This is a genomic window from Microbacterium sp. HA-8, assembly GCF_046111165.1.
Lineage (GTDB): Bacteria > Actinomycetota > Actinomycetes > Actinomycetales > Microbacteriaceae > Microbacterium.
This window is the reverse complement of sequence record NZ_CP162025.1, coordinates 2,539,579-2,561,235: the sequence shown is the minus strand read 5'-3', so window position 1 is coordinate 2,561,235 and position 21,657 is coordinate 2,539,579. Positions and strand designations below refer to the sequence as shown.

Genomic DNA, 21,657 nt, shown 5'->3' with positions numbered 1-21,657 from the left:
AAGGCCCAGGAGGCGAAAACAGAATCGGATCAGGCGTTGGAGAACGCGACAACCGCGTTGTGCCCGCCGAAGCCGAAAGAGTTGCTGATCGCGAGCTGGTCACCAGCACCGAGATCCTGCACATCGCCGGAGATGCGGAACGGCACCTCGGGATCCTGTGTCGTCAGGTTGATGGTGGGCGGGGCCTGACGCTGACCGATGGCGAGCACCGTGAAGATCGCCTCCAGCGCCCCCGTGCCGCCGAGCAGGTGGCCGGTCGAAGCCTTCGTGGCGGAGACGGGGATCTCATCGACCCGGGCACCGAAGACGGCCTTCAGCGCCTGATACTCGTTCGGATCGCCGACCGGGGTGGAGGTGGCGTGGGCGTTGATGTGGGTCACGTCGTCGGGCGAGGCATCGGCCATCTCCAGAGCAAGTCGGACGGCGCGTGCCGCTCCACGGCCCTCGGGATCGTTGGCCGTGATGTGGTACGAATCCGCGGTCACGCCGCCGCCGACCACGTACGCGTAGATCTTCGCGCCGCGGGCCTTGGCGTGCTCTTCGGTCTCGAGGATCAACGCGCCGGCGCCCTCGCCCATGACGAAGCCGTCGCGGTCGACGCTGCACGGGCGCGATGCCGTGCTCGGGTCGTCGTTGCGGCGCGAAAGCGCCTGCATCGAGGCGAACGAGGCGACGGTGATGGGGTGGATGGCGGATTCGGTGCCGCCCGCGATGACGATGTCGGCGAGCCCGTCCTGCAGGTGCTCGACGGCGTTCACGATCGACTCGGTGCTCGAGGCGCAGGCGCTGGCGACGGTGCGCGCGAAGGCGCGCGCTCCGAAGTGGAGGGAGAGATTTCCCGCCGCCGCATTGGGCATGAGCATCGGCACCGTCATCGGCATCACCCGGCGAGGACCCTTCTCGCGCAGCGTGTCCCACGCGTCGAGCAGGGTCCACACACCGCCGATGCCGGTGGCGAAGTCGACGCCGAGGCGCTCGGGGTCGACCTCGGGCGCTCCCGCGTCCTCCCACGCCTCCATCGCCGCGACGAGCGCGAACTGCGACGCCGGGTCGAGACGTTTGGCAACCGGCCGCGCGAGCACCGCTTCGGGGCGGACTTTCGCCTCGGCCGCGAACGTGACGGGCAGTTCGTAGGTGGCGACCCACTCGTGCTCGAGGGTGCGCGCACCCGACTCGCCGGCGAGCAGCGCACTCCAGCTCTCGGGGGCGGTGCCGCCGAGCGGCGAACTCGCGCCGATGCCGGTGACGACGATACGGGGGGTGGTCATGACACGAAACCTCACGGGGAAGAACGGAGATCCCGGGGGCACACGCCCCCGGGCCGCCGGATCAGGACTGGTTCGAGGTGATGAAGGTGACGGCGTCGCCGACGGTCTTGAGGTTCTTGACCTCGTCGTCGGGAATCGTCACACCGAACTTCTCCTCGGCGTTGACGACGATCGTCATCATCGAGATGGAGTCGATGTCGAGGTCGTCGGTGAACGACTTCTCGAGCGCGACCTCGTCGGCCGAGATGCCGGTCTCGTCGGTGATGAGCTCGGCGAGGCCTGCGAGCACCTCTTCGGTGGAAAGGGCCATGATGTCTCCTTCTATGGGTGATTCGAGTTCGGGGGAGTGGACGTGTCGGCGACCGCAGATCAGTCTAGGGCGACGAGTCCGCCGTGCCCGGGAGCACGACGACCTGCGCGCCGAAGACCAGCCCCGCGCCGAAGCCGATCTGCAGGGCGAGCCCGCCGGCGACCTCCGGGTGCTCGGCGAGCAGTCGGTGTGTGGCCAGCGGGATCGAAGCGGCCGACGTGTTGCCGGTGGTTTCGATGTCGCGGGCGACGACGACACTCTCGGGCAGACCGAGCTGCTTCGCGAACTCGTCGATGATGCGCATGTTCGCCTGGTGAGGCACGAAGGCCGCCAGGTCGTCGGCTGTCACGCCCGCAGCCTCGAGGGCCTGCCGGGCGACCTTCACCATCTCCCACACCGCCCAGCGGAAGACCGTGGGCCCCTCCTGCCGCAGCGTCGGCCAGGGCGACGCTGCGTCGCGGAACTCGGTCAGCGTGTGGTTCATGCCCACGGCGTCGGCCTTGGAGCCGTCCGAGCCCCAGATCGTCGGCCCGATTCCGGGCGTGTCGCTCGGCCCGACGACCACCGCTCCGGCCCCGTCGCCGAGCAGGAACGAGATGCTGCGGTCGGTGGGATCGACGATGTCGCTCAACTTCTCCGTGCCGATGACGACCGCGTAGTGCGCCGCTCCCGCTCGGATCAGGGCGTCGGCCTGCGCGACACCGTAGGCGAAGCCCGCGCAGGCTGCGTTGAGGTCGTAGGCGGCGGCGGGATTGGCGCCGACGCGGTCGGCGACGATCGCCGAGACCGATGGCGTCTGCTTCGGGTTGCTGATCGTCGCGACGATCACGAGGTCGATGTCGGACGCCTGGACGCCGGATGCCTCGATGGCCTCGACGGCGGCGTCGGCCGCCAGATCGATAGCCGACGTCGTCGCGATGGCGCGTGTGCGCGTGACGATCCCGGTGCGCTGGCGGATCCACTCGTCGCTGGAGTCGATGGGCCCCACGAGCGCGTCGTTGTCGACGTACTCCTCACCGCGCGCCGCGCCGTAGGCGTAGATGCGGGTGTGGGCGGGTCCCGTCGGCTGGACGAGGGGTGTGATGGTGCTCATGCGTTCTCCTCCGAAAGCAGCGTCGCGGCGGCCTCGAGGTCGTCGGGAGTCTTCAGCGCGACGGCGGGCGTGCCCCGCATGGCACGCTTGGCCAGGCCCGTCAGGGCGCCGGCCGGAGCGAGTTCGACCAGGCCCGTCGTGCCGGCTTCGGCGAAGCCCGCCATGCACAGGTCCCAGCGCACCGGGGACGCCACCTGACCGACGAGCAGCCGCAGGGCTTCGTCGCCGTCGGCGACCGTGGCTCCCGTGCTGTTCGTCCAAAGCGTCAACGCGGGGTCGGATGCACTCACCCGGTCGGCCGCGGAGCGCAGCTCGGCGACGGCAGGGGTCATGTACGAGGTGTGGAAGGCCCCGGCGACCTGCAGCGGCACCACGCGAGTACCCCGCAGCGGTTCGGCGGCGAGCACGCCGAGCGCGTCCAGCCCGCCCGCCGCGACGATCTGCCCGCCGCCGTTGTAGTTCGCCGGCGTGAGCGAGAGCTCCGCCAGGCGCGCGAGCACGTCGCTTTCTGCGCCCCCGAGGATGGCACTCATGCCGGTGCTCTCGAGCGCGGCTGCGGCAGCCATCGCCCGCCCGCGCACCCCGACAAGTCGCATCGCCTCGAGCGGCTCCAGGACGCCGCTGATCGCAAGCGCGGCGAGCTCGCCGACCGAGTGACCCGCGACACCTCGCACCTGCTCGCGGCCCGGCAGATGCTGCCACGAGAGCATGCTCGCGGCGACGATGAGCGGCTGGGCCACGCGCGTGTCGCGGATCGCGTCGGCATCCCACTCCGTGCCGGCGGCGATCAGGTCGACCTCGGCGGCCTCGGAGTATGCCACGAGGGTGTCGCGTGCTCCATCGAGCTCGAGCCAGGGGGTGAGGAAACCCGGGGACTGCGAACCCTGTCCCGGGCATACGACGACGATCACTCGACCAGTCTGCCAATCCCACGGATGCCGATTCTGGCGCCGTGCTACGAAGAAACCGCCGGACGTTTGTGCGCGCCCGCCAATCCGGGACGCTTGCGCTGCCCCTCGGCACCCGCCACCTGTCCCAGGATGAGGGCGGATTGCAGGATGAGCGCCTCGCGCGGGCCGGTGGCATCCCACCCGATCACCTCGCTGACGCGCTTGAGTCGATAGCGCACGGTGTTGGGGTGCACGAACAGTTCGCGCGCGGTGGCCTCGAGCGAGCGCCCGTTGTCGAGGTAGCTCCACAGCGTCGTCACGAGATCGGGTGAGTGCGCCTGCAGCGGACGGTAGATGCGTTCGACGAGGGTCTGCTTGGCGAGCGGGTCGCCGGCCAGCGCGCGCTCCGGCAGGAGATCGTCGGCCTCGACGGGCCGTGGAGCGTGCCGCCACCCGCGTGCGACGGCGAAGCCGGCGAGGGCCGCCCGGGCGCTCGCGCTCGCATCGACCAGCGCAGGCACGGGAGGCCCGAGCACGAGGTGGCCGGGTCCGAACCCGGGCTCCAGGTGCAGGGCGATGTCCGGAAAAGGCAGGTCAGCGACAGGCTCTTCGCCACGTGCGCCCGCGTCGGAGCGACCCATGACGAGAACGAGGCGCGATCCCTGCACGCCGATCAGGACGTCGACGCCGAGCTTGCGCGCCATTCGCCGCAGCTGATCGACGTCGAACTGCGGCGGCGTGGTGCCGACGAGGACGCAGACCTCGCCGTGTCCGTGCCAGCCGAGCGCGGCGATACGGCTCGGCAGTTCGGCGTCAGCCTCGCCGGTGAGGATCGAGTCGACGACGAGCGCCTCGAGCCGGGCATCCCACAGACCGCGCGCCTCGGCGGCGCGTGCATAGACGTCGGCCGCGGCGAATGCGACGTCGCGGGAGTACTTGAGGATCGCTTCGCGAACGTTTCCGCCCCGGCCGGCGACGCGCTCCTCCGTGATCTCGACGGTCACGCGGATCAGCTGCAGGGTCTGCTGCAGGCTGACGCTGCGCAGCAGCTCCCGCGGCGCCGCCGCGAAGATGTCGGCCGCGATCCACGGTGTGGACTCGGGATCCTCGTACCACTGGATGAACGACGTGATGCCTGCCTGGGCGACCAAGCCGACGGCCGATCGTCGCCCAGGCGGCATCTCGCGGTACCAGGGCAGGGTGTCCTCGAGACGTTTCAGCGTCGCTGTCGCGAGGTCGCCCGAGATACGGCGGAGCCACGTGAGTGTCTCCGCCTTGCGCTCGGACTGCGTCGTCCCTGCCACCTGAGCGTCAGCTCTCGCCGCCGGCATTCCCGGTCGTGCCGGCCGTCACATCGTGCAGACGGTACTTCTCGATCGCCGCGGCGACGACTCCGGCATCCACGGCGCCCTGCGTGGCGAGAGCCTGCAGCGTGCGGACGACGATCGAGGGACCGTCGATCTTGAAGTACCGGCGGGCGGCGGCTCGGGTGTCCGAGAAGCCGAAGCCGTCGGCGCCCAGCGTCCAGTAGTCGTGCTGCACCCAGGGGCGGATCTGGTCCTGAACGGCGTGCATGAAATCGCTCACGGCGATGACGGGCCCGGGAGCGCCGGCCAGCTTCTGCGTGATGTAGGCGGTGCGCGACGGCTCGCCCGGGTGCAGGAAGTTGTGCTCGTCGACGGCGAGGCCGTCGCGGCGCAGCTCCGTCCAGGAGGTCACCGACCACACGTCCGCGGCGATCCCCCAGTCCTGGCGCAGCAGCTGCTGGGCCTCGATCGCCCACGGCACGCCCACGCCCGATGCGAGCAGCTGGGCGCGCGCACCCTCGCCCTCGCCGACCGAGACGCGGTGGATGCCGCGGACGATGCCGTCCACGTCCACATCTTCGGGCTCGGCGGGCTGGACGATCGGCTCGTTGTACACGGTCATGTAGTACATGACGTTGGGATCGGGGTGTGCTCCGCCGTACATCCGCTCGATGCCCGAGCGCACGATGTGGGCGATCTCGTAGCCGTAGGCGGGGTCGTAGGACACCGTGGCCGGGTTGGTGGAGGCGAGCAGGTGCGAGTGGCCGTCGGCGTGCTGGAGGCCCTCGCCCGTGAGTGTCGTGCGTCCCGCCGTGGCGCCGATGATGAACCCGCGCGCCATCTGGTCGCCGGCGGCCCACTGGGCGTCGCCGGTGCGCTGGAAGCCGAACATCGAGTAGAAGATGTAGACCGGGATGAGCGGCTCGCCGTGCGTGGAGTAGGACGTGCCGACGCCGGTGAAGGCGGCGAGGGCACCCGCCTCGTTGATGCCGACGTGCATGATCTGCCCCTGCGGGCTCTCCTTGTACGCCAGGAGCAGTTCGCGGTCGACCGAGGTGTAGTGCTGGCCGTTCGGGTTGTAGATCTTCGCCGTCGGGAAGAACGCGTCCATGCCGAACGTGCGCGCCTCATCGGGGATGATCGGCACGATGCGGTGGCCGAAGTCCTTCGCGCGCAGCAGGTCCTTCAGCAGGCGCACGAAGGCCATCGTCGTGGCGATCTCCTGCGTGCCCGATCCCTTCTTTGGCAGGGCGTAGGCGGCGTCGCCCGGCAGCGCGAGGTCCACGTGGGTCGCGCGGCGCTCGGGGATGAAGCCGCCGAGGTCGCGCCGTCGGTCGAGCATGTACCGGATGGTCTCGTCGCCCGTGCCGGGGTTGTAGTACGGCGGCTGGTACGGGTTCTCCTCGAGCTGCGCGTCGCTGATGGGGATGTGCATCGCGTCGCGGAACTGCTTGAGGTCGTCGAGGGTCATCTTCTTCATCTGGTGGGTCGCGTTGCGGCCCTCGAAGTGCGGACCCAGGCCGTAGCCCTTGATGGTCTTGGCGAGGATGACGGTGGGCTGGCCCTTGTGCTCGACGGCCGCCTTGAAGGCCGCGTAGACCTTGCGGTAGTCGTGGCCCCCGCGCTTGAGGTTCCACACCTGCTCGTCGGTGTAGTCCTTCACGAGGGCGAGGGCGCGCTCGTCGCGACCGAAGAAGTTGTCGCGCACGTAAGCGCCGTCCTCGGCCTTGAACGTCTGGTAGTCGCCGTCGGGCGTGACGTTCATGAGGTTCAGCAGGGCGCCATCGGTGTCGCGGGCGAGCAGGTCGTCCCACTCGCGACCCCAGACGACCTTGATGACGTTCCAGCCGGCGCCGCGGAAGAAGCTCTCGAGCTCCTGGATGATCTTGCCGTTGCCGCGCACCGGGCCATCCAGGCGCTGCAGGTTGCAGTTGACGATGAACGTGAGGTTGTCCAGGCCCTCGTTGGCGGCGACCTGCAGCTGGCCGCGGCTCTCGACCTCGTCCATCTCGCCGTCGCCGAGGAATGCCCAGACGTGCCCGTCGCCGACGTCCTTGATGCCGCGGTTGGTGAGGTACTTGTTCGTCATCGCCTGGTAGATGGCGTTGATCGGTCCGAGTCCCATCGACACCGTCGGGAACTGCCAGAACTCGGGCATGAGTCGGGGGTGCGGGTAGGACGGGATTCCGTTGCGTCCGGCCGACTTCTCCTGGCGGAAGCCGTCGAGCTGCGCCTCGGTCAGACGCCCCTCGAGGAAGGCGCGCGCGTACGTGCCGGGCGATGCGTGGCCCTGGATGAAGATCTGGTCGCCGCCGGAGGGGTGGTCCGCTCCGCGGAAGAAGTGGTTGAAACCGACCTCGTAGAGGGCGGCGGAGGACGCGTACGTCGAGATGTGACCACCCACGCCGATGCCGGGGCGCTGTGCGCGGTGCACCGTGATGGCCGCGTTCCAGCGGATCCACGCACGGTAGCGGCGCTCGATCTCCTCATCGCCGGGGAAGTCCGGCTCGTTCTCGGGAGCGATCGTGTTGATGTAGTCGGTCGTCGGCACCATCGGCACGCCCAGGTGCAGATCGTGCGATTTCTTCAGCAGGCTCAGCATGATCTCGCGACCGCGGCCGTGGCCCTTGGCATCGACGAGCTGCTGCAGGGATTCCTGCCATTCCGAGGTCTCTTCGGGGTCGCTGTCGGCAGCGTCCTGCGAATACGGGTCCTGGTCGTGAACAGTCACCGGGTGACCTTTCTTCGAGCCGGCAGATCGTGCCGGGGAACCGGGTAAGGGGCGCGGAGCTTTGTCGGCTTCCCACAAATGCGCACCGCGGAACAGCCTAGTCATTTCCGCGGGGGTGGTGACCGTCCGGGACGGAGTCGCCTCCTAGACTGGGCGCGAGGGCCTTTAGCTCAGCTGGTAGAGCGCCACGTTTACACCGTGGATGTCGTCGGTTCGATCCCGGCAGGGCCCACATGCAAGCTGCACCCGCCGATCAGCGGCGCCTTCTCGAGATCGCCGACATCGATGCTCGCCTGCGCCAGGCAGAGGCCGAACGCCGCAACCCCCCGCAGGCGGCCCGCATCCAGCAGCTCGTGGCGGCTCGCCAGACCCTCTCGCACGAGCTGTCCATCCGCGCGGGGGCGCGCGACGACCTGCGCACGGAGCTGGCGAGAATCGAATCCGACGTCAAGGTGGTCGAGGCTCGTCGCAAGCGCGACAACGATCTTCTCGCGACGGTCACCAATCCGAAGGATGCCGCAGGCCTCGAGCACGAGCTCGCTTCGCTGACGCGGCGTCAGAGCGATCTGGAGGATGCCGAGCTCAGTGTGATGGAGCGTCTCGAGCAGGCGGATGCCGCCGTGGCGGAGCAGGAAGCGGCGATCGCCGAGACGAACGCGGAGGGCGCGCGACTGTCCGCCGAGGCCAAGGCTGTGGTCGGCGACGCGTCGACCCGCATCGATCAGCTCACTCGCGACCGCGCCGCGATCGCCGCCGCTCTTCCCGCGGACCTGCTCGCGCTGTACGAGCGTCTCGCCGCACGCGGCGCGGGAGCGGGCCTGCTGCGCGCCCGCACGTGCGGCAGCTGCCACATGATGCTGTCGGGCACCGACCTGCAGCTCATCCGCGCGGCCACGGCGACGGATGTCGTCAGCTGTCCCGAGTGCGCGGCGATCCTCGTCCGCACCGAGGAGTCAGGTCTGTGACCGACTCGCCTTCGGGCGCGACGAGCGCTCCGTCGGCCGGGCCGACACCCGCCGAGCTCATTGTCGAGGCGGACGGCGGCTCGCGTGGCAACCCCGGCGTGGCCGCCGGCGGTGCCGTCGTGATCGACGCCGCGACGGGCGCGGTCCTGGCCGAGATCGGCGTCGACGTCGGCATCGCCAGCAACAACGTCGCCGAGTACAGCGGACTGATCGCGGGGCTGCGCGCGGCCTTCGAGATCGCCCCGTCGGCGCGAGTGCGCGTGCGGATGGACTCGAAGCTCGTCGTCGAGCAGGTGTCGGGACGCTGGAAGATCAAGCACCCGGCGATGCAGCAGCTCGCTCGCGAGGCCCGCGAGGTGATCGCGGGGCGGCCGGTGCAGTTGGAGTGGGTCCCGCGTGCCGACAACGCGCGCGCGGATGCGGTGGCCAACGAGGCGATGGACCGGCGCGAGAGCTTCCGCCGTGACCTCACCGTCCACTGACACCGCGCGATTCGTCGTCGTCGGACGCGCCGACCGCGACGTCGTCGCCCTCGTGTTCCTCGACGGTGTGGGGCGCGAGCTCCGCCGCCGTTCCGTCGCGCGCGACGGCCTGGGTGACGTGCTCGGTGATGTGCTGGGCGACGCGGCGACGGCACCGCGGATCGTCTGGGGCGATACGGCGCTCTGGTATCCCGACATCCTGGCCGCAGGCCGGCGCGTCGAGCGCTGCCATGATCTGCGGCTCTGCCACGCGATCCTCGCGGCGGCGGCGACGGGGGAGCAGGGTGGGGTCGTCTCCACGTGGTGGGGGCGCACATCGCCGCCGCCCCTGGAGGCGTGGCGGGAGCTGCAGTCCCGGGCGCACGCCCTCGATGCCACGCCCGCCGACGAGGCGATCGCGCGCCGCACCGCCCGCGACCGTGGCCGCTTCACGCGCAACTTCGTCGTGCAGGGCACCGCCGCCGAGTGGGCTCTGGTGTGGCTGGCGGACCTGCGCGCGCGGCTGCGAACGCTCACCCGCCCGGTCACCGCACCGCCCGCGCGCGCCTCGGGACCGGCCTTCGCCCACGATCCCCACCTCGTCTTCTGGCTGCACGACGAGGTCATCGTGCACACCCCGGAGGAGCTCGCCGAGGCCGTGGCGGACGCCGTGCGAGAGGCGGCGGCATCCGCGGGGCGTCTGCTCTTCGGCGATTTCCCGCTCGACTTCCCCCTCGACCTCCGGATCTCGCGCACCGCCGGCAAGGATTGACGAGGGTCGCCGGCGGCTAGACTCGCACCTGCGAATGGGTCGGCTGGACGGTCGCGTGGCGCGCGAGCGCACCGAGGAACGTCCGGGCTCCGCAGGGCAGGGCGGTGGGTAACACCCACCCGGAGCGATCCGCGAGACAGTGCCACAGAGAGCAGACCGCCGGGGGAGACCCCGGTAAGGGTGAAAGGGTGGTGTAAGAGACCACCGGGGCCGTGGTGACACGGCCCGCACGGTAAACCTCGCCCGGAGCAAGGTCAGACAGGGGATGTTGACGCGGCCCGCCGAGTCCCCGGGTAGACCGCTGGAGCGGCACGGCAACGTGTCGCCGAGAGAGATGACCGTCCACGGGGCACGTGCCCCCGGACAGAACCCGGCGTACAGGCCGGCCCATTCGCCCCCGTCTCAGTCGCCCGCGAGGGCCGCCGCACCGATGATGCCCGAGCTGTTGCGATGCACCGCCGGGACGATCGGCGTCTTCACATCCAGCAGCGGCAGAAAGCGGTCGGGGTGCTTCGACACGCCCCCTCCCACGACGAAGAGGTCGGGGGAGAACAGGAAGTCGACGTGCGTGTAGAACTTCTGCAGGCGCTTGGCCCACTTCTCCCACGTCAGCTCCTCGCGCTCCATCGCCGAGTAGGCGGCGTATCGCTCGATGGACTCGCCCTTGTAGTTCAGGTGCCCCAGCTCGGTGTTGGGGATCAGCATCCCGTCGTAGATGAACGCCGAGCCGATTCCGGTGCCGAGCGTCGTCAGGATCGTCAGCCCCTCCTGACCCCGCGCGGCGCCGTAGCGGACCTCTGCGATGCCCGCGGCATCCGCATCGTTGACGAAGTGGATGTCGCGGCCCAGTCCCTGCTCGAAGAAGGCCTCTGCCTCGAAGTCCAGCCATGCATCCGACACGTTCGCGGCCGACAGTGTGCGTCCGCGCTTGACGATGGCGGGAAAGGCGACGCCGAGCGGCAGGCGGTCCTCGACGCCGCCGAGGCGCTCCAGCACCTCGATCACGGCGGCGAGCACGTCTTTCGGAGCGGCACCCTCGGGGGTGCTGACACGGATGCGGTCGCTGACCAGTTCGCCGGCCTCGAGATCGACGATGCCGGCCTTGATGCCGGTGCCTCCGATGTCGACCCCGACAGCCCGGTCCGTCTTCTTCGCCATGGTCCTCAGCCTAGCCAAGGCCGCCCACCCCATCAGTAGGATCGACACGGACGACGAATCAAGGGGGACCGACGTGTCGGAGACCGAGAACAAGTACTGGTACAACCTGTCCACCAGGGCTGTGGAGCAGGGCTACGCGTCACCCGCGGTCGACCGCGTCGGCCCGTTCGACACGGCCGAAGAGGCGGCGAACGCACCCGAGCTGCTGAAGCAGCGATCACGCGCGTGGGCGGACGACGATGCCCGCGACGACGCGTGGGGCGCGTCTGCGCCGGGCACGGACCCCGAGCGCCACTAGGCTGGAGAGCGGCCTGACGCCGCGGAGGGAAGCATGGACAAGCAGCGCGATTTCGTCTTGCGGACGATCGAGGAGCGGGGCGTCAAGTTCGTCCGACTCTGGTTCACCGATGTCATCGGAACACTCAAGTCGGTGGCGATCGCCCCGGCAGAGGTCGAGGGGGCCTTCGCCGAAGGCTTGGGCTTCGACGGATCCGCAATCGAGGGTCTGACCCGGTCGTTCGAGTCCGACCTGCTGGCTCATCCCGACCCCTCGACGTTCCAGATCCTGCCGTGGCGGGGCGAGATCGACCCGACCGCGCGCATGTTCTGCGACATCACCACCCCCGACGGGCAGCCCGCCGTCGCCGACCCGCGGCACGTGCTCAAGCGCACGCTCGCCAAGGCCGCCGAGCGCGGGTTCACGTTCTACACGCATCCCGAGATCGAGTTCTACCTGCTCAAGTCGTCCTCGTACGGCGCTGACGGACCCGAGCCGGTCGATTCCGCCGGCTACTTCGACAACGTGCCGGGCGGCACGGCGCACGACTTCCGCCGACGCTCCGTGCGCATGCTCGAGGACCTGGGCATCTCGGTCGAGTTCAGCCACCACGAGGGCGGCCCCGGGCAGAACGAGATCGATCTGCGCTACGCCGACGCGCTCGCGACGGCCGACAACATCATGACCTTCCGCACGGTGATCAAAGAGGTCGCGATCGAGCAGGGCGTCTATGCGACGTTCATGCCCAAACCCCTCAGCGGCCACCCCGGCAGCGGCATGCACACGCACATGTCCCTCTTCGAGGGCGATGTCAACGCGTTCTACGAAGAGGGCGGCGAATACCAGCTGTCGAAGGTCGGCCGGCAGTTCATCGCCGGCCTACTCCGCCACGCCAACGAGATCTCGGCCGTGACCAACCAGTTCGTCAACTCCTACAAGCGCCTGTGGGGCAGCGACGAGGCTCCGAGCTTCATCTGCTGGGGACACAACAACCGTTCGGCCCTCGTGCGCGTGCCGATGTACAAGCCGAACAAGAGCCAGTCCTCGCGGGTCGAGTACCGCGCGCTGGACTCGGCGGCCAACCCCTACCTCGCGTACGCGCTCATGCTCGCGGCCGGTCTCAAGGGCATCGAGGAGGGGTATGAGCTTCCCCCCGAGGCCGAGGACAACGTCTGGTCGCTCAGCGACTCCGAGCGCCGCGCGCTCGGATACGCGCCGCTGCCGACGAGCCTCGACCACGCGCTCGAGTACATGGAGGAGAGCGAGCTCGTCGCCGAGACGCTCGGCGAGCAGGTCTTCACCTATGTGCTCAAGAACAAGCGTCGCGAGTGGGCCGCGTACCGCGACCAGGTGACGCCGTTCGAGCTGAAGAGCAACCTCGAGATGCTCTGACCGGCATCCTCCCCGCATGGCAGCTCCCGAGCGCTCGTCGGCGCTGACGGCACTCGCGCGGATCGGCTTCGCCGATCTGGCGGCGGCCGATGCGTGCCTGGCCGAGCTCGAGGGTCTGATCGGTGTGCCCCGCGAACAGCTGGTGGCGGATGCTGCCTCCGCGGCCGATCCGGACTGCGCGACCGCGGGGCTCGTCGCGGTCGCCCGCCGTGATTCCGGCCCGTTGCGTGCGGTGCTCGCCACGACGCACGGGCGTCGCGCGGTGTGGGCGCTGCTCGGGGCATCGGAGGGATTCGGCGCGTTCTACGCGCGGCATCCCGAGGAGATCGTGCATCTGGGCACGCCGCACATCGCACTGCCCAGCGCGGCGCAGATGCAGCACGACCTGCTCGAGAGTGTCGGCGCGGTGGACGGTTTCGCCGAGGACGGCGGTGAGAGCTCGTGGGTGGCGCTGCGTATCGGCTATCGGCGCCTCGTCTCGCGCATCGCGGTGTTCGACCTGCTCGCCCCGGATGCGGTGGAGGCCGTGCGCGCCGTTTCCGCGGCTCTGGCCGACGCCGCGGCGGCAGCACTCGAAGCCTCGCTCGCGGTGGCGCGGACGCGCATCTCGACGCCCGGTCTCGCGCCCGGCGCCCTGTTCTCGCGCGAGGCCGTCGCAGACGCCCGACTCGCGATCATCGGAATGGGCAAGACGGGTGCGCGCGAGCTGAACTACGTCTCGGACGTCGACGTCATCTTCGTCGGTGGTGCCTCTCCGGAGGCGATGGAGCGGATCGGCGCCAGCCGGGTGATCGACATCGCGACGCGTCTCGCCGTGCAGACGATGCGCGGCGTATCGGAGTTCGAGGTCGAGCCCCCGCTCTGGGAGGTGGACGCGAACCTGCGGCCCGAGGGATCCCAGGGCGCGCTGGTGCGCACGCTGGATTCGCACCTGACGTACTACGAGCGCTGGGCGAAGAGCTGGGAGTTCCAGGCTCTGCTCAAAGCCCGCGCGATCGCCGGAGACGAGCAGCTCGGCGCCGACTACGTCGAGGCCGTCCAGCCCAAGGTGTGGACGAGCGGCGCGCGGGAGAACTTCGTCGACTCGGTGCAGCGCATGCGGGAGCGGGTCACGGAGCACATCCCCGCCGACGATGTGCCGTATCAGCTCAAACTGGGGCCCGGCGGCATCCGCGACATCGAATTCACCGTCCAGCTGCTGCAACTGGTGCACGGGCTCACCGACGAGTCGATCCGGCAGCGGAGCACCCTCGATGCGCTCGACGCTCTCGTCGGTGGGGGGTACATCGGACGCACCGAAGCATCGGCCTTCGCACACGACTACCGTGTGCTGCGCCTGCTCGAGCATCGGCTGCAGCTGGTGCGCCTGAGCCGCACACATCTCATGCCGCGTACACCCGAGGGATTGCGCACCCTCGCGCGCTCGTCCGGACTCGCGCAGACCGGTGCCGGAGTTCAGGAGGTGTGGGACCGCGTCAAGCGAGAGGTGCGCGAGATCCATGTGCGGCTGTTCTACCGGCCGCTTCTCTCGGCGGTCGCGTCGCTGCCCGAAGAGCAGCGCGAGCTCTCCACCGAGCAGGCGCACGATCGTCTGGCGGCGATCGGATTCCGGGATCCCGCGGGGGCGTTGCGCACGATCGGCAGCCTCACGAGCGGTCTGAGTCGCAAGGCGACGATCCAGCGGCATCTGATGCCCGTCATGATCCGATGGTTCGCCGACGGGGTCGACCCCGACTACGGACTGCTGGCATTCCGAAGGATCAGCGAGCGGCTCGGCGACACACCCTGGTTCCTGCGGATGCTGCGCGACTCATCGGGTGCCGCCGAGCGGCTGACCCGCGCGCTGTCGGGTTCACGATACGTCGGGGAGCTGATGGAGTGGATCCCCGAGTCCGTCGCATGGCTCGACGACGACGCCGACCTGCGCCCTCGCCCGGGAGTGGTGCTGCAGGAGGAGGCGCGTGCCATCCAGAAGCGGCACGAGACGATCGACGACGCGATGCGCGCCGTGCGATCGCTGCGGCGCCGCGAGTTGCTGCGCACGGCCGTCGCGGCGGTGCTCGGTGTGCTGACGATCGAGGAGTTGGCGGACAGCCTCACGACGATCACCGAGGTGACGCTGCAGTCGACGCTTCGCGCCGTGCGACGGCAGGTCGTGCCTCCCGAGGACGCGGATCTCGACTTCGCGATCATCGCGATGGGGCGCTTCGGGGGAGCGGAGCTCGGGTTCGGGTCCGACGCGGACGTGCTGTACGTGTATCGGCCCGAAGGAGTCGCTCCTGAGCGCGCGAACGAGCTCGCTCGCAAGATCGTCACCGAGCTGCGCCGTGTGTCGGAGGACTACCGCGTGCCTCTCGATCTCGATGCGGATCTACGCCCGGAGGGCCGCACCGGACCGCTCGTGCGCTCGCTGGAGTCGTACGCGGAGTACTACCGTCGCTGGTCACTGTCGTGGGAGGCGCAGGCGCTCCTGCGCGCTCGTGGTGTTGCAGGATCCGTCAAGCTGATCCGCGCGTTCATGCAGCTCGCGGACGACCTCCGCTATCCCGTCGATCCCGATGAGAAGGGCCTTCGCGAGATCAAGCGCATCAAGGCGCGCGTCGAGAACGAGCGCCTTCCGCAGGGTGTCGATCGAGCGCGTCACCTCAAGCTCGGCCCGGGCACCCTCAGCGACGTGGAGTGGCTCGTCCAGCTCATCCAGCTCCAGCACGCGCGAGCGCACCCCTCACTGCGGACGACGTCAACCCTCGGTGCGCTGGATGCCGCCGTCGCGGCCGGTCTCATCGGCGAGACATCGGCCGGCCGGCTGGCCGAGGCCTGGCACCTGTCGACTCGGTTGCGTTCGGCGAACACGCTCCTGTCGGGCCAGACCAGCGATGTGCTGCCCACCGACCGGCGTCAGCTCGATGGCATCGGCCGCATCCTCGACTACCCGCCGCGCTCGGCGACCCAGGTCGAAGAGGACTACTTCGGCACAGCGCGCCGCGCCCGCCGCGTGTTCGAGAAGCTCTTCTACGGCTGAGCGCGTCGAGGGTGAGCCCCATAGTGTGGTGTCACTTCCCGCGGGGTCCTCGTCGTCGTTGACGTAGGGGGGCCATCGTGGGATACCCAGTTGTTTCCGCCAAGAAGCAAAGAAGTGATCCCACGATGACCCACAACCAGTCTGCCTTGACGACCCTGATCGGCGAAGTCCTCGCTGACCCCGACCTCGCCCACTCGGACGTGTTCCGCCGGATGCTGCAGGCCGGCCTGCAGGACCTGATCAACGCGGAAGCGACCGTGAAGATCGGTGCAGCCCCGCACGAGCGCACCCCGGAGCGGACCACACGCCGCAACGGGACCCGCCCCAAGACCCGGTCAACCGTGGCGATTCTCGCCTTCACCTCGTCCCGCGCAGCTCGGCGGATCGCGACCGCCTTTGAAGCTGCGCGTATCCGCGACGAGGAAGGCCGAAGGCACGGTTACACCAGCCGACTGGCTCCGCACACACACCAACCTCCAGCGCGTACTGTCCGAATAGGGGATCCCACCGTCTCGCGCATCGATAGTGTCGACGCGTGAGTGAACGTAACAGATCGACCTTGGCCTGGGCGATTGCCAGTGGCGTAATCGGCATCGGGGCTGTGGTGCTGATCATCGGGTTGCTGACGCCGGTGACGTTCGGCTGGTTCGCGTTTCAGCCGGCTTCCGATGCGACGTTCGTTCCCGATGGTGGCGGCGTGTTCCTGTCCCATACGACGATCCTCGGATTGGTAGTTCTGACGATCGGGTTCCTGTCGGTCGCCTTCCTCGCCGGGTGGCGTGGGGCACGAGGCCGCCCCAATCGACTCGACCCGGATTCCGCGAACTGACATCTGAGCGCCGAGATAGGCCCCTCCTACACTGCTTGCTCGGGTGAGGCTCACCTCTCGGGGTGGACCCGGGCTTGTTCGAGCGCGAGGCGGCGGTGCCGTTCACGAGCGAAGTCCTGCGCGCGAGGACCCGAACCGAGAGCGCGTTGCGATATCGCGAGCACGAGCCGCGTCGCCGTCACGACAGGCAGGACCGTGCGACGCACACCGAGCAGCTGTCGGTACGGCCGCGGCAGGCTCGCAACAGCGGCGGCGAACAGCACGCGGTAGGCGACTCGCATCGAGCCAGTGAAGGGCACGTCACGCAAGAACCGCACCACCTCGTCGACGCGCTCGTCGCGGCGGAGCTCTCCGCCGACGAGGAATCCGCGCATCCTCTCGCGCAGATCGGCTTCGGTTTCGGGCGGGTTCTGCAGGCGCATGAGACGCCCGGCGGTCGCCCACTCGCGCACATACTCGTCGGCACCTCCGGGAATCGGACCGCCCCAACGCTCGTGCGCACCGAGGAACGCTTCGGTGAACGCGAGATGCACCCATTCCACGAGACGGGCGTCCGACGCCGAATAGGAGCGAGCGCCGGCATCCGTCTCGTAGGTCCCCGCGACTCGCTCGTGCATCCGGCCGACGCGCGCTGTCTCTTGCTGCGCCTGCGTCGTTGAGCCGTACGTGACGCAGATGATCCAGCGAACGGTACCGGTCAGGCGCCCGATCGGATCCTCGCGGTGGCGCGAGAAGTCGTGCACGCCGGCCATCGCGCCGGGGTGAAGGGCTTGGATGAGCAGCGCCCGGATGCCGGCGACAAATGTTGCGGTTCCCGCATGAACCGTCAACACCGCGCCCCCGTCGGGGAAGTACCCGTCGTCATCGCCGTCGGCGAGCTCGCGCACCCACCGCGGCGTGCCGTCCGGATCGCCCGCGAGCGCCGTGAGAAGCCGCGCGCGAAGTGCGGGACGTTTCATCGTTCCAGCGTGCCATGCCCACCGGACAAGAGGGCGGAGAGATATCCAGCGAGATCCCAGATCGGACCTTCAGTGCGACGCCGCGCGCCCTCAGCCGGTGGTTCACCGCGCGGCGCGGCGCTCCTTGGCGAGGACTGTAACCATTGCGAAGCGTGCGCTGCCGGCAACCATCCATCCACGCACCTTCGGGTCCATAGGTCTGAGCCTACGATGCACCTTCTCCCGGCGCCCACAGCACGGTCTCAAGCGTTCGTGCGGGTGGCACCGATTCTCACCAGGGGTGGGGGAATCGCCGCCGCAGGAGCAGCCTTTGCGCGAGTGTCCAAGACGCTGTGACGAGGAGGTAGAGCGCGGCGGCCAGCGGAACGAACACGGCGGCGACTGCCGTACCGAACTGCAAGAGACCCACCAGACCCAGCACCCGTTCGCGCGCCTGAGGAGGAACTGCCGGCCCGGGAAGAGGACGCAAGACCCGTCGGGTGATCTCTGCGATCACCACGATCCACAGGATCACCGCGCCGAAGACTGCTGCGGCGGCCCACGACAGCGTTCCACTCCCGACGGCTCCGGCGAGGCTCGTCCCCAGCGAGACGCCGAACAGCTGTTCGGCGAGCAGGTCGTTCGGGTGGCCGGCGATGGTGACGTTCAGGAAGAGCATGTAGACGATGCCGACGACCGGGGCCTGGATGAGAACAGGGAGGCATCCGGCAAAGGGGGACGCTCCTTCGTCGGTGTAGAGCTTCATCGTCTCGCGTTGCAGACGCTCCCGATCGTTCTTGTATCTGCGCTGCAGCATCTGGAGCTTCGGTGCCACGCGCGCGCGGGTCTGATCCGCCCTCGCCTGGGCGACCCCCGTGGGAATCAAGATCGCGCGGACCATCACGGTGAGGAGCACGATGGCGATGGCCGCCGATGCGTCACCCGTGATCGGTTGCAGAAGCGATGCCAATCCCATCAGCAGCGCGTACGCCGCATCCAGAGTGGCCGAGATGGGCGGGAAAGAGGAGAGGTCCATGAGGTCCGTTCGTCGATGTGGAGGTGGTCGCTGAGCGACCACGTCCGACATCGACGAACGCAGAGCCCACCCCGGTCGGGACGGGGTGGGGGAGCGTCGACGCGCTACGCGGCCGCAGCCGCGATCCCTGGAGCGCGAGAACGCGTGTGCCCGGCAGCATCCGGATCGCTCTGCGCGACCGCGACCGATGCATCGATGGCTCGGTCGGGACGAACCAGAGAAGCCTGAATGGATCCGGGCGTACACACGGCCTGCAGCAGGACAACAAGAACGGCGGCCGTGAAGACGACAGCCCACATCGCCACCAAACCAGCGTCGGAAGCGCCGATCACGCTGGAGGAGGAGAGCAGAACCTGCAAGAAGGAAGTCATCGCGTCGATCATCGCGTCACTCACCTCCCGACTGGAATGGGCCCACCGTAGCACTCGCGTTCAATGAGCGGAGGTTCGGCGACCGCTCATCGTCCGCACGTGACTGAGCCCCGGCTCACCTGATCTCTGTCAAGAGATTCCAGGAGGAGCCGGGGCTCAGTAGGCGGAGGAGACCTCCGGGGCTCATCGACGCACGTGCTGCTACGCAATCCTTCGCATTCGCCCCTGTGAGCTCACACGCCGAAGTACAGCTCGTGCGGTCGTCGGGCACGTACTCCCGTGTGTTGGTGCGCACGGGGGCGTGTTGGTGCGCACCGCAACGTCTGCATCGGGCTCAGTTCTTGTCGCGATACTGTAGCCTGCCGACGTCGACGTGCACGTTCGATGGTCATGGCAGTCGCGCGCGGTCGAGTGCGGCGATGAGGCTGGGGCGTCGTTTGTAGCGATCACGCAGATCGGCGATGGTGTCGTCCACGACGGCGATCGCCTCGGCACCGCTGGTCACCGCGGTCTTTCTGATGCTCGCGAGTTCGCGGGCAGCGGGTCGGTACTTCCGAGTGTTCGCCTCGATGAGCGTCCCGGCGACGAGGCGGAGTTGGACCCCTATCGCGGCGATCGGGTCGAAGGGCAGGTACGCCTTCGCTAGATCCGCCCACACTCCGGCTTCGTCGAGTGCGAGTCGCTCGGCACTCGTCCACGCGAGTCGTGGATCGCGCATCGTGTCGAGCTGGAAGCGGACGAGCTCGGTAGGGCGGGCCGCGAGGGTTTCCTGCACACTGTCGATGGCATCCTCTCCGGTCACCGCGACGAGCCGCGCGCCGGTCCCTGCGGTCGGCCAGCGGTCGAAGATCGTCTTGGCGGATTCCGGAAGGGCTTCCGGACGATGCTCCTGGTGCAGGCGCCACCAGTGATCGGCGGCGCGGCGCGCCTGGTGCCCGTGGTCGAACAAGGTCGCTCGTTCGGCCCAGTGGATCGCGAGGTCGGTCGAGCCGATCTCCTCGAAGGCCTTGGCCACGTCTTCATGCCAGGCGGCGACGCGCCCATCGCGAAGGTGCGTACGGATGATCGCGTCGTGGTCGCGATCCAGGACCGCGAAACGCTTGTCGAACCATTCGACAACGAACGTTCGATGGTCGTGGCGTGAGAAGCGCTGGCTCGGCTCGACAGGTGAGATCTCGGCGCGTAGCGCATCGATCCGGGCGCGGAGCCGAGCGAGCCCCTTCTCTCCGAGCGCCGGGGCGTAGGCGACGGGGTCCAACTCGAAGTAGTCGACGTCATCGTCGAAATGGAAGTCGTAGACCCAGTCGGCGAGCTTGACCCCGGGAACTCCGGCGACCGCTGCAGTGTGCGGATGCAATTCGATGAGGGCGCGGCACGCGTCGCCGATGATGCCGGCGGAGTCGTCGGCGCGGGCGATCACGCGGATCGCGCTGGCGAGCGCCTTGTGCGTGGTTGTGTGGGTCTCCCGCGGGGTTGGTGCCCGGATGCCCTGCGACGGGAGCGCGTCCGGATCCTCGAGCGCAACCTCGAGCAGTTCCACTCCTTCATGCATACGGGCGCCCTGCTCGTTGGCGGCGGCGTAGCGCCAGAGATCGCGGCTGCTCGCCCGAATCAGCGGGAGCACAACTTCGGGGAGGGGAAGGAGGTCTTCGGGAGGAACCATCAGAGCGCGACTTCCTTGATGATCTCGGGCTGGCGTCGTCTCCAGAAGGACTCGATGTCGGTGCGGGGGATCGGGAGCGAGGGGTCGTCTTCGACATCGTCGAGATACCCGAGCCCGCGGACCACATTCGCGATGAGGCCGGCCGGCGCCACCGGTTGATACTTCTGCACGAGGAGGCCGAGGCCTTCTTCGATCGGGATGTGTTCGTCGATGAGCATCAGGTCGAAGTAGTCGCGAAGAGCGCCGCGGTCCTGAATCACCTTGAGTTTCGTCGCGAGCACGTCGGCGAGGCTGGCCAGGCGGATGCCGCCGAACTGGGTCGTGGGCTCGAGTAGTCGCTGCGACGACGCGTCGAGGAACTGTACCTTCGTGTCCTCGAATACGCCATTGAGGGTTCCGTCCTCGGCGAGCGTGGGGGCGAAGGCGCCGACAGACTTCAGCGCGGCGTCGAGGGCTCGGCTATCGAAGCTCTCCTCGGTGAAGAAGTCGAGGTCGCGGCTCACTCGGTGCCGCAGATGCGCGGTGAGCGCCGTGCCGCCGGAGAGGTAGGCCGCAGCGGGGACGACGGGCGCGAGTGTGCGCCAGGCTCTCAGCGTCCCTGCCGGGAGAACGCCGACGAGTGAGGACAGGTCGTCGATGCTCTCACTCACCGCGCATCCAATTCGCGACGAGGGACTTGATGCGTGGGTTCACTCCGCGTCGGGATATGGCGTTGTCGATGTCGTGCGGGGAGATATTGGCAAGCGCCCAGCGCCAGGCGCGAAGATCGGGCGCCTCGAGCAGACGACCGGCCATGTAGCTGCCATCCACGTCGGGAGAGAGTTTCGAGACGTCGGCGTTCCAGAAGAGGTGGTGGAGCGAGCGGGGGAGCGGAGCTGCGGAGGACTCCTGGTGAGGCAATCGAGTCCGTCGCACGGTGCGGCGGAGATCCTCAGGCCATGCTGCGGTATTCGCCATCCACCTCAGCTCACGCCGTGCCCTTCCGCTCGCGACGTCGAAAGATGTCTGCGAAGCCAGATTCGTCGCGGCCAAGTGATTCAGCACTTTCGACGCCGTGGTCGTGCTCACCCCTGCCTGAGCCGCAACGCTTCGCGCGCTGGGCACCCCGAGCGGGGCGCGAGAGAGTGCAGCGAGAACCCGAAGCTCGGAAGCCGGAGTCGGATGCCGTGGCGAG

General features: G+C 68.7%; 19 protein-coding genes, 1 tRNA gene, 1 other RNA gene and 2 pseudogenes. 10 read left to right on the top strand and 13 right to left on the bottom strand.

Annotated elements, in window-relative coordinates:
- Positions 1-29: 29 nt before the first annotated feature.
- The 6 genes from AB2L57_RS12245 to aceE all read right to left on the bottom strand — a co-directional run bounded on the left by AB2L57_RS12245 (position 30) and on the right by aceE (position 7,599).
- The gene (locus tag AB2L57_RS12245) at positions 30-1,268 is read right to left on the bottom strand and encodes a beta-ketoacyl synthase (protein ID WP_292815208.1); all 1,239 of its coding nucleotides are present in this window, start codon (positions 1,266-1,268) and stop codon (positions 30-32) included.
- Between the two features lie 61 nt (positions 1,269-1,329).
- A complete protein-coding gene (locus AB2L57_RS12240; protein WP_292815205.1) occupies positions 1,330-1,578 on the bottom strand; it encodes an acyl carrier protein in 249 nt (82 codons plus the stop codon).
- 64 nt (positions 1,579-1,642) lie between these two features.
- Positions 1,643-2,671, bottom strand: coding sequence for a beta-ketoacyl-ACP synthase III (locus AB2L57_RS12235; protein ID WP_292815202.1), 1,029 nt, complete (start codon positions 2,669-2,671; stop codon positions 1,643-1,645).
- On the bottom strand, positions 2,668-3,582 hold the full coding sequence (locus AB2L57_RS12230) for an ACP S-malonyltransferase (protein WP_292815199.1): 915 nt from the start codon (positions 3,580-3,582) through the stop codon (positions 2,668-2,670). Before AB2L57_RS12230 ends, AB2L57_RS12235 begins: the two co-directional genes overlap by 4 nt.
- Positions 3,583-3,626: 44 nt before the next feature.
- Positions 3,627-4,892, bottom strand: a complete 1,266-nt coding sequence (locus AB2L57_RS12225; protein ID WP_409047210.1) for a PucR family transcriptional regulator — start codon at positions 4,890-4,892, stop codon at positions 3,627-3,629.
- Positions 4,873-7,599 carry a pyruvate dehydrogenase (acetyl-transferring), homodimeric type gene (gene aceE / locus AB2L57_RS12220; RefSeq protein WP_409047209.1) on the bottom strand — a complete coding sequence of 909 codons (2,727 nt, stop codon included), beginning with the start codon at positions 7,597-7,599 and terminating at the stop codon, positions 4,873-4,875. Before aceE ends, AB2L57_RS12225 begins: the two co-directional genes overlap by 20 nt.
- Positions 7,600-7,758: 159 nt before the next feature.
- Here aceE and AB2L57_RS12215 point away from each other — a divergent pair.
- The 5 genes and pseudogenes from AB2L57_RS12215 (at position 7,759) to rnpB (ending at position 10,191) form a co-directional block, all read left to right on the top strand.
- Positions 7,759-7,831: transfer RNA gene (locus tag AB2L57_RS12215), tRNA-Val, on the top strand.
- 1 nt (position 7,832) lies between these two features.
- Entirely contained in the window at positions 7,833-8,564 is a 732-nt protein-coding gene (locus AB2L57_RS12210; protein ID WP_292814584.1) for a zinc ribbon domain-containing protein, read from the top strand.
- Positions 8,561-9,046 carry a reverse transcriptase-like protein gene (locus AB2L57_RS12205; protein ID WP_292814581.1) on the top strand — a complete coding sequence of 162 codons (486 nt, stop codon included), beginning with the start codon at positions 8,561-8,563 and terminating at the stop codon, positions 9,044-9,046. The genes AB2L57_RS12210 and AB2L57_RS12205 overlap by 4 nt, the downstream gene beginning before the upstream one ends.
- Before the next feature lie 259 nt (positions 9,047-9,305).
- Positions 9,306-9,797, top strand: a pseudogene (locus AB2L57_RS12200) (bifunctional 3'-5' exonuclease/DNA polymerase); the annotation flags it as partial.
- 35 nt (positions 9,798-9,832) lie between these two features.
- Positions 9,833-10,191, top strand: an RNA gene (gene rnpB / locus AB2L57_RS12195) — RNase P RNA component class A.
- An 8-nt stretch (positions 10,192-10,199) separates the two neighbouring features.
- Here rnpB and ppgK read toward each other — a convergent pair.
- Positions 10,200-10,955 (bottom strand): polyphosphate--glucose phosphotransferase, encoded by a 756-nt coding sequence (gene ppgK / locus AB2L57_RS12190; RefSeq protein ID WP_292814578.1) that lies wholly within the window; start codon positions 10,953-10,955, stop codon positions 10,200-10,202.
- Positions 10,956-11,028: 73 nt separating this feature from the next.
- On the opposite strand from ppgK, the gene AB2L57_RS12185 reads away from it, so the two are divergent.
- From AB2L57_RS12185 to AB2L57_RS12165, 5 genes and pseudogenes are all read left to right on the top strand, one after another.
- The gene (locus tag AB2L57_RS12185) at positions 11,029-11,253 is read left to right on the top strand and encodes an SPOR domain-containing protein (protein ID WP_292814575.1); all 225 of its coding nucleotides are present in this window, start codon (positions 11,029-11,031) and stop codon (positions 11,251-11,253) included.
- Positions 11,254-11,286: 33 nt separating this feature from the next.
- A complete protein-coding gene (locus AB2L57_RS12180; RefSeq protein ID WP_292814572.1) occupies positions 11,287-12,624 on the top strand; it encodes a glutamine synthetase family protein in 1,338 nt (445 codons plus the stop codon).
- A 16-nt stretch (positions 12,625-12,640) separates the two neighbouring features.
- Positions 12,641-15,646 (top strand): bifunctional [glutamine synthetase] adenylyltransferase/[glutamine synthetase]-adenylyl-L-tyrosine phosphorylase, encoded by a 3,006-nt coding sequence (locus tag AB2L57_RS12175; protein WP_409047208.1) that lies wholly within the window; start codon positions 12,641-12,643, stop codon positions 15,644-15,646.
- A gap of 125 nt (positions 15,647-15,771) precedes the next feature.
- Positions 15,772-15,987: pseudogene (locus AB2L57_RS12170) on the top strand (transposase); the annotation flags it as partial.
- A 194-nt stretch (positions 15,988-16,181) separates the two neighbouring features.
- Positions 16,182-16,475 (top strand): hypothetical protein, encoded by a 294-nt coding sequence (locus AB2L57_RS12165; protein ID WP_409047207.1) that lies wholly within the window; start codon positions 16,182-16,184, stop codon positions 16,473-16,475.
- 50 nt (positions 16,476-16,525) lie between these two features.
- Here the strand turns inward: AB2L57_RS12165 and AB2L57_RS12160 are convergent, their stop codons facing one another.
- The 6 genes from AB2L57_RS12160 to AB2L57_RS12135 all read right to left on the bottom strand — a co-directional run bounded on the left by AB2L57_RS12160 (position 16,526) and on the right by AB2L57_RS12135 (position 21,440).
- Positions 16,526-17,434: an oxygenase MpaB family protein gene (locus AB2L57_RS12160; protein ID WP_409047206.1), complete on the bottom strand. Its 909-nt coding sequence runs from the start codon at positions 17,432-17,434 to the stop codon at positions 16,526-16,528.
- A gap of 271 nt (positions 17,435-17,705) precedes the next feature.
- The gene (locus tag AB2L57_RS12155; RefSeq protein WP_409047205.1) at positions 17,706-18,449 is read right to left on the bottom strand and encodes a YidC/Oxa1 family membrane protein insertase; all 744 of its coding nucleotides are present in this window, start codon (positions 18,447-18,449) and stop codon (positions 17,706-17,708) included.
- A gap of 104 nt (positions 18,450-18,553) precedes the next feature.
- Entirely contained in the window at positions 18,554-18,844 is a 291-nt protein-coding gene (locus tag AB2L57_RS12150) for a DUF6412 domain-containing protein (RefSeq protein ID WP_409047204.1), read from the bottom strand.
- Positions 18,845-19,208: 364 nt separating this feature from the next.
- Positions 19,209-20,483, bottom strand: coding sequence for a DUF6880 family protein (locus AB2L57_RS12145; protein WP_409047203.1), 1,275 nt, complete (start codon positions 20,481-20,483; stop codon positions 19,209-19,211).
- On the bottom strand, positions 20,483-21,133 hold the full coding sequence (locus AB2L57_RS12140; protein WP_409047202.1) for a nucleotidyl transferase AbiEii/AbiGii toxin family protein: 651 nt from the start codon (positions 21,131-21,133) through the stop codon (positions 20,483-20,485). The genes AB2L57_RS12145 and AB2L57_RS12140 overlap by 1 nt, the downstream gene beginning before the upstream one ends.
- Positions 21,126-21,440: a hypothetical protein gene (locus AB2L57_RS12135; protein ID WP_409047201.1), complete on the bottom strand. Its 315-nt coding sequence runs from the start codon at positions 21,438-21,440 to the stop codon at positions 21,126-21,128. The genes AB2L57_RS12140 and AB2L57_RS12135 overlap by 8 nt, the downstream gene beginning before the upstream one ends.
- Between the last annotated feature and the right edge of the window lie 217 nt (positions 21,441-21,657).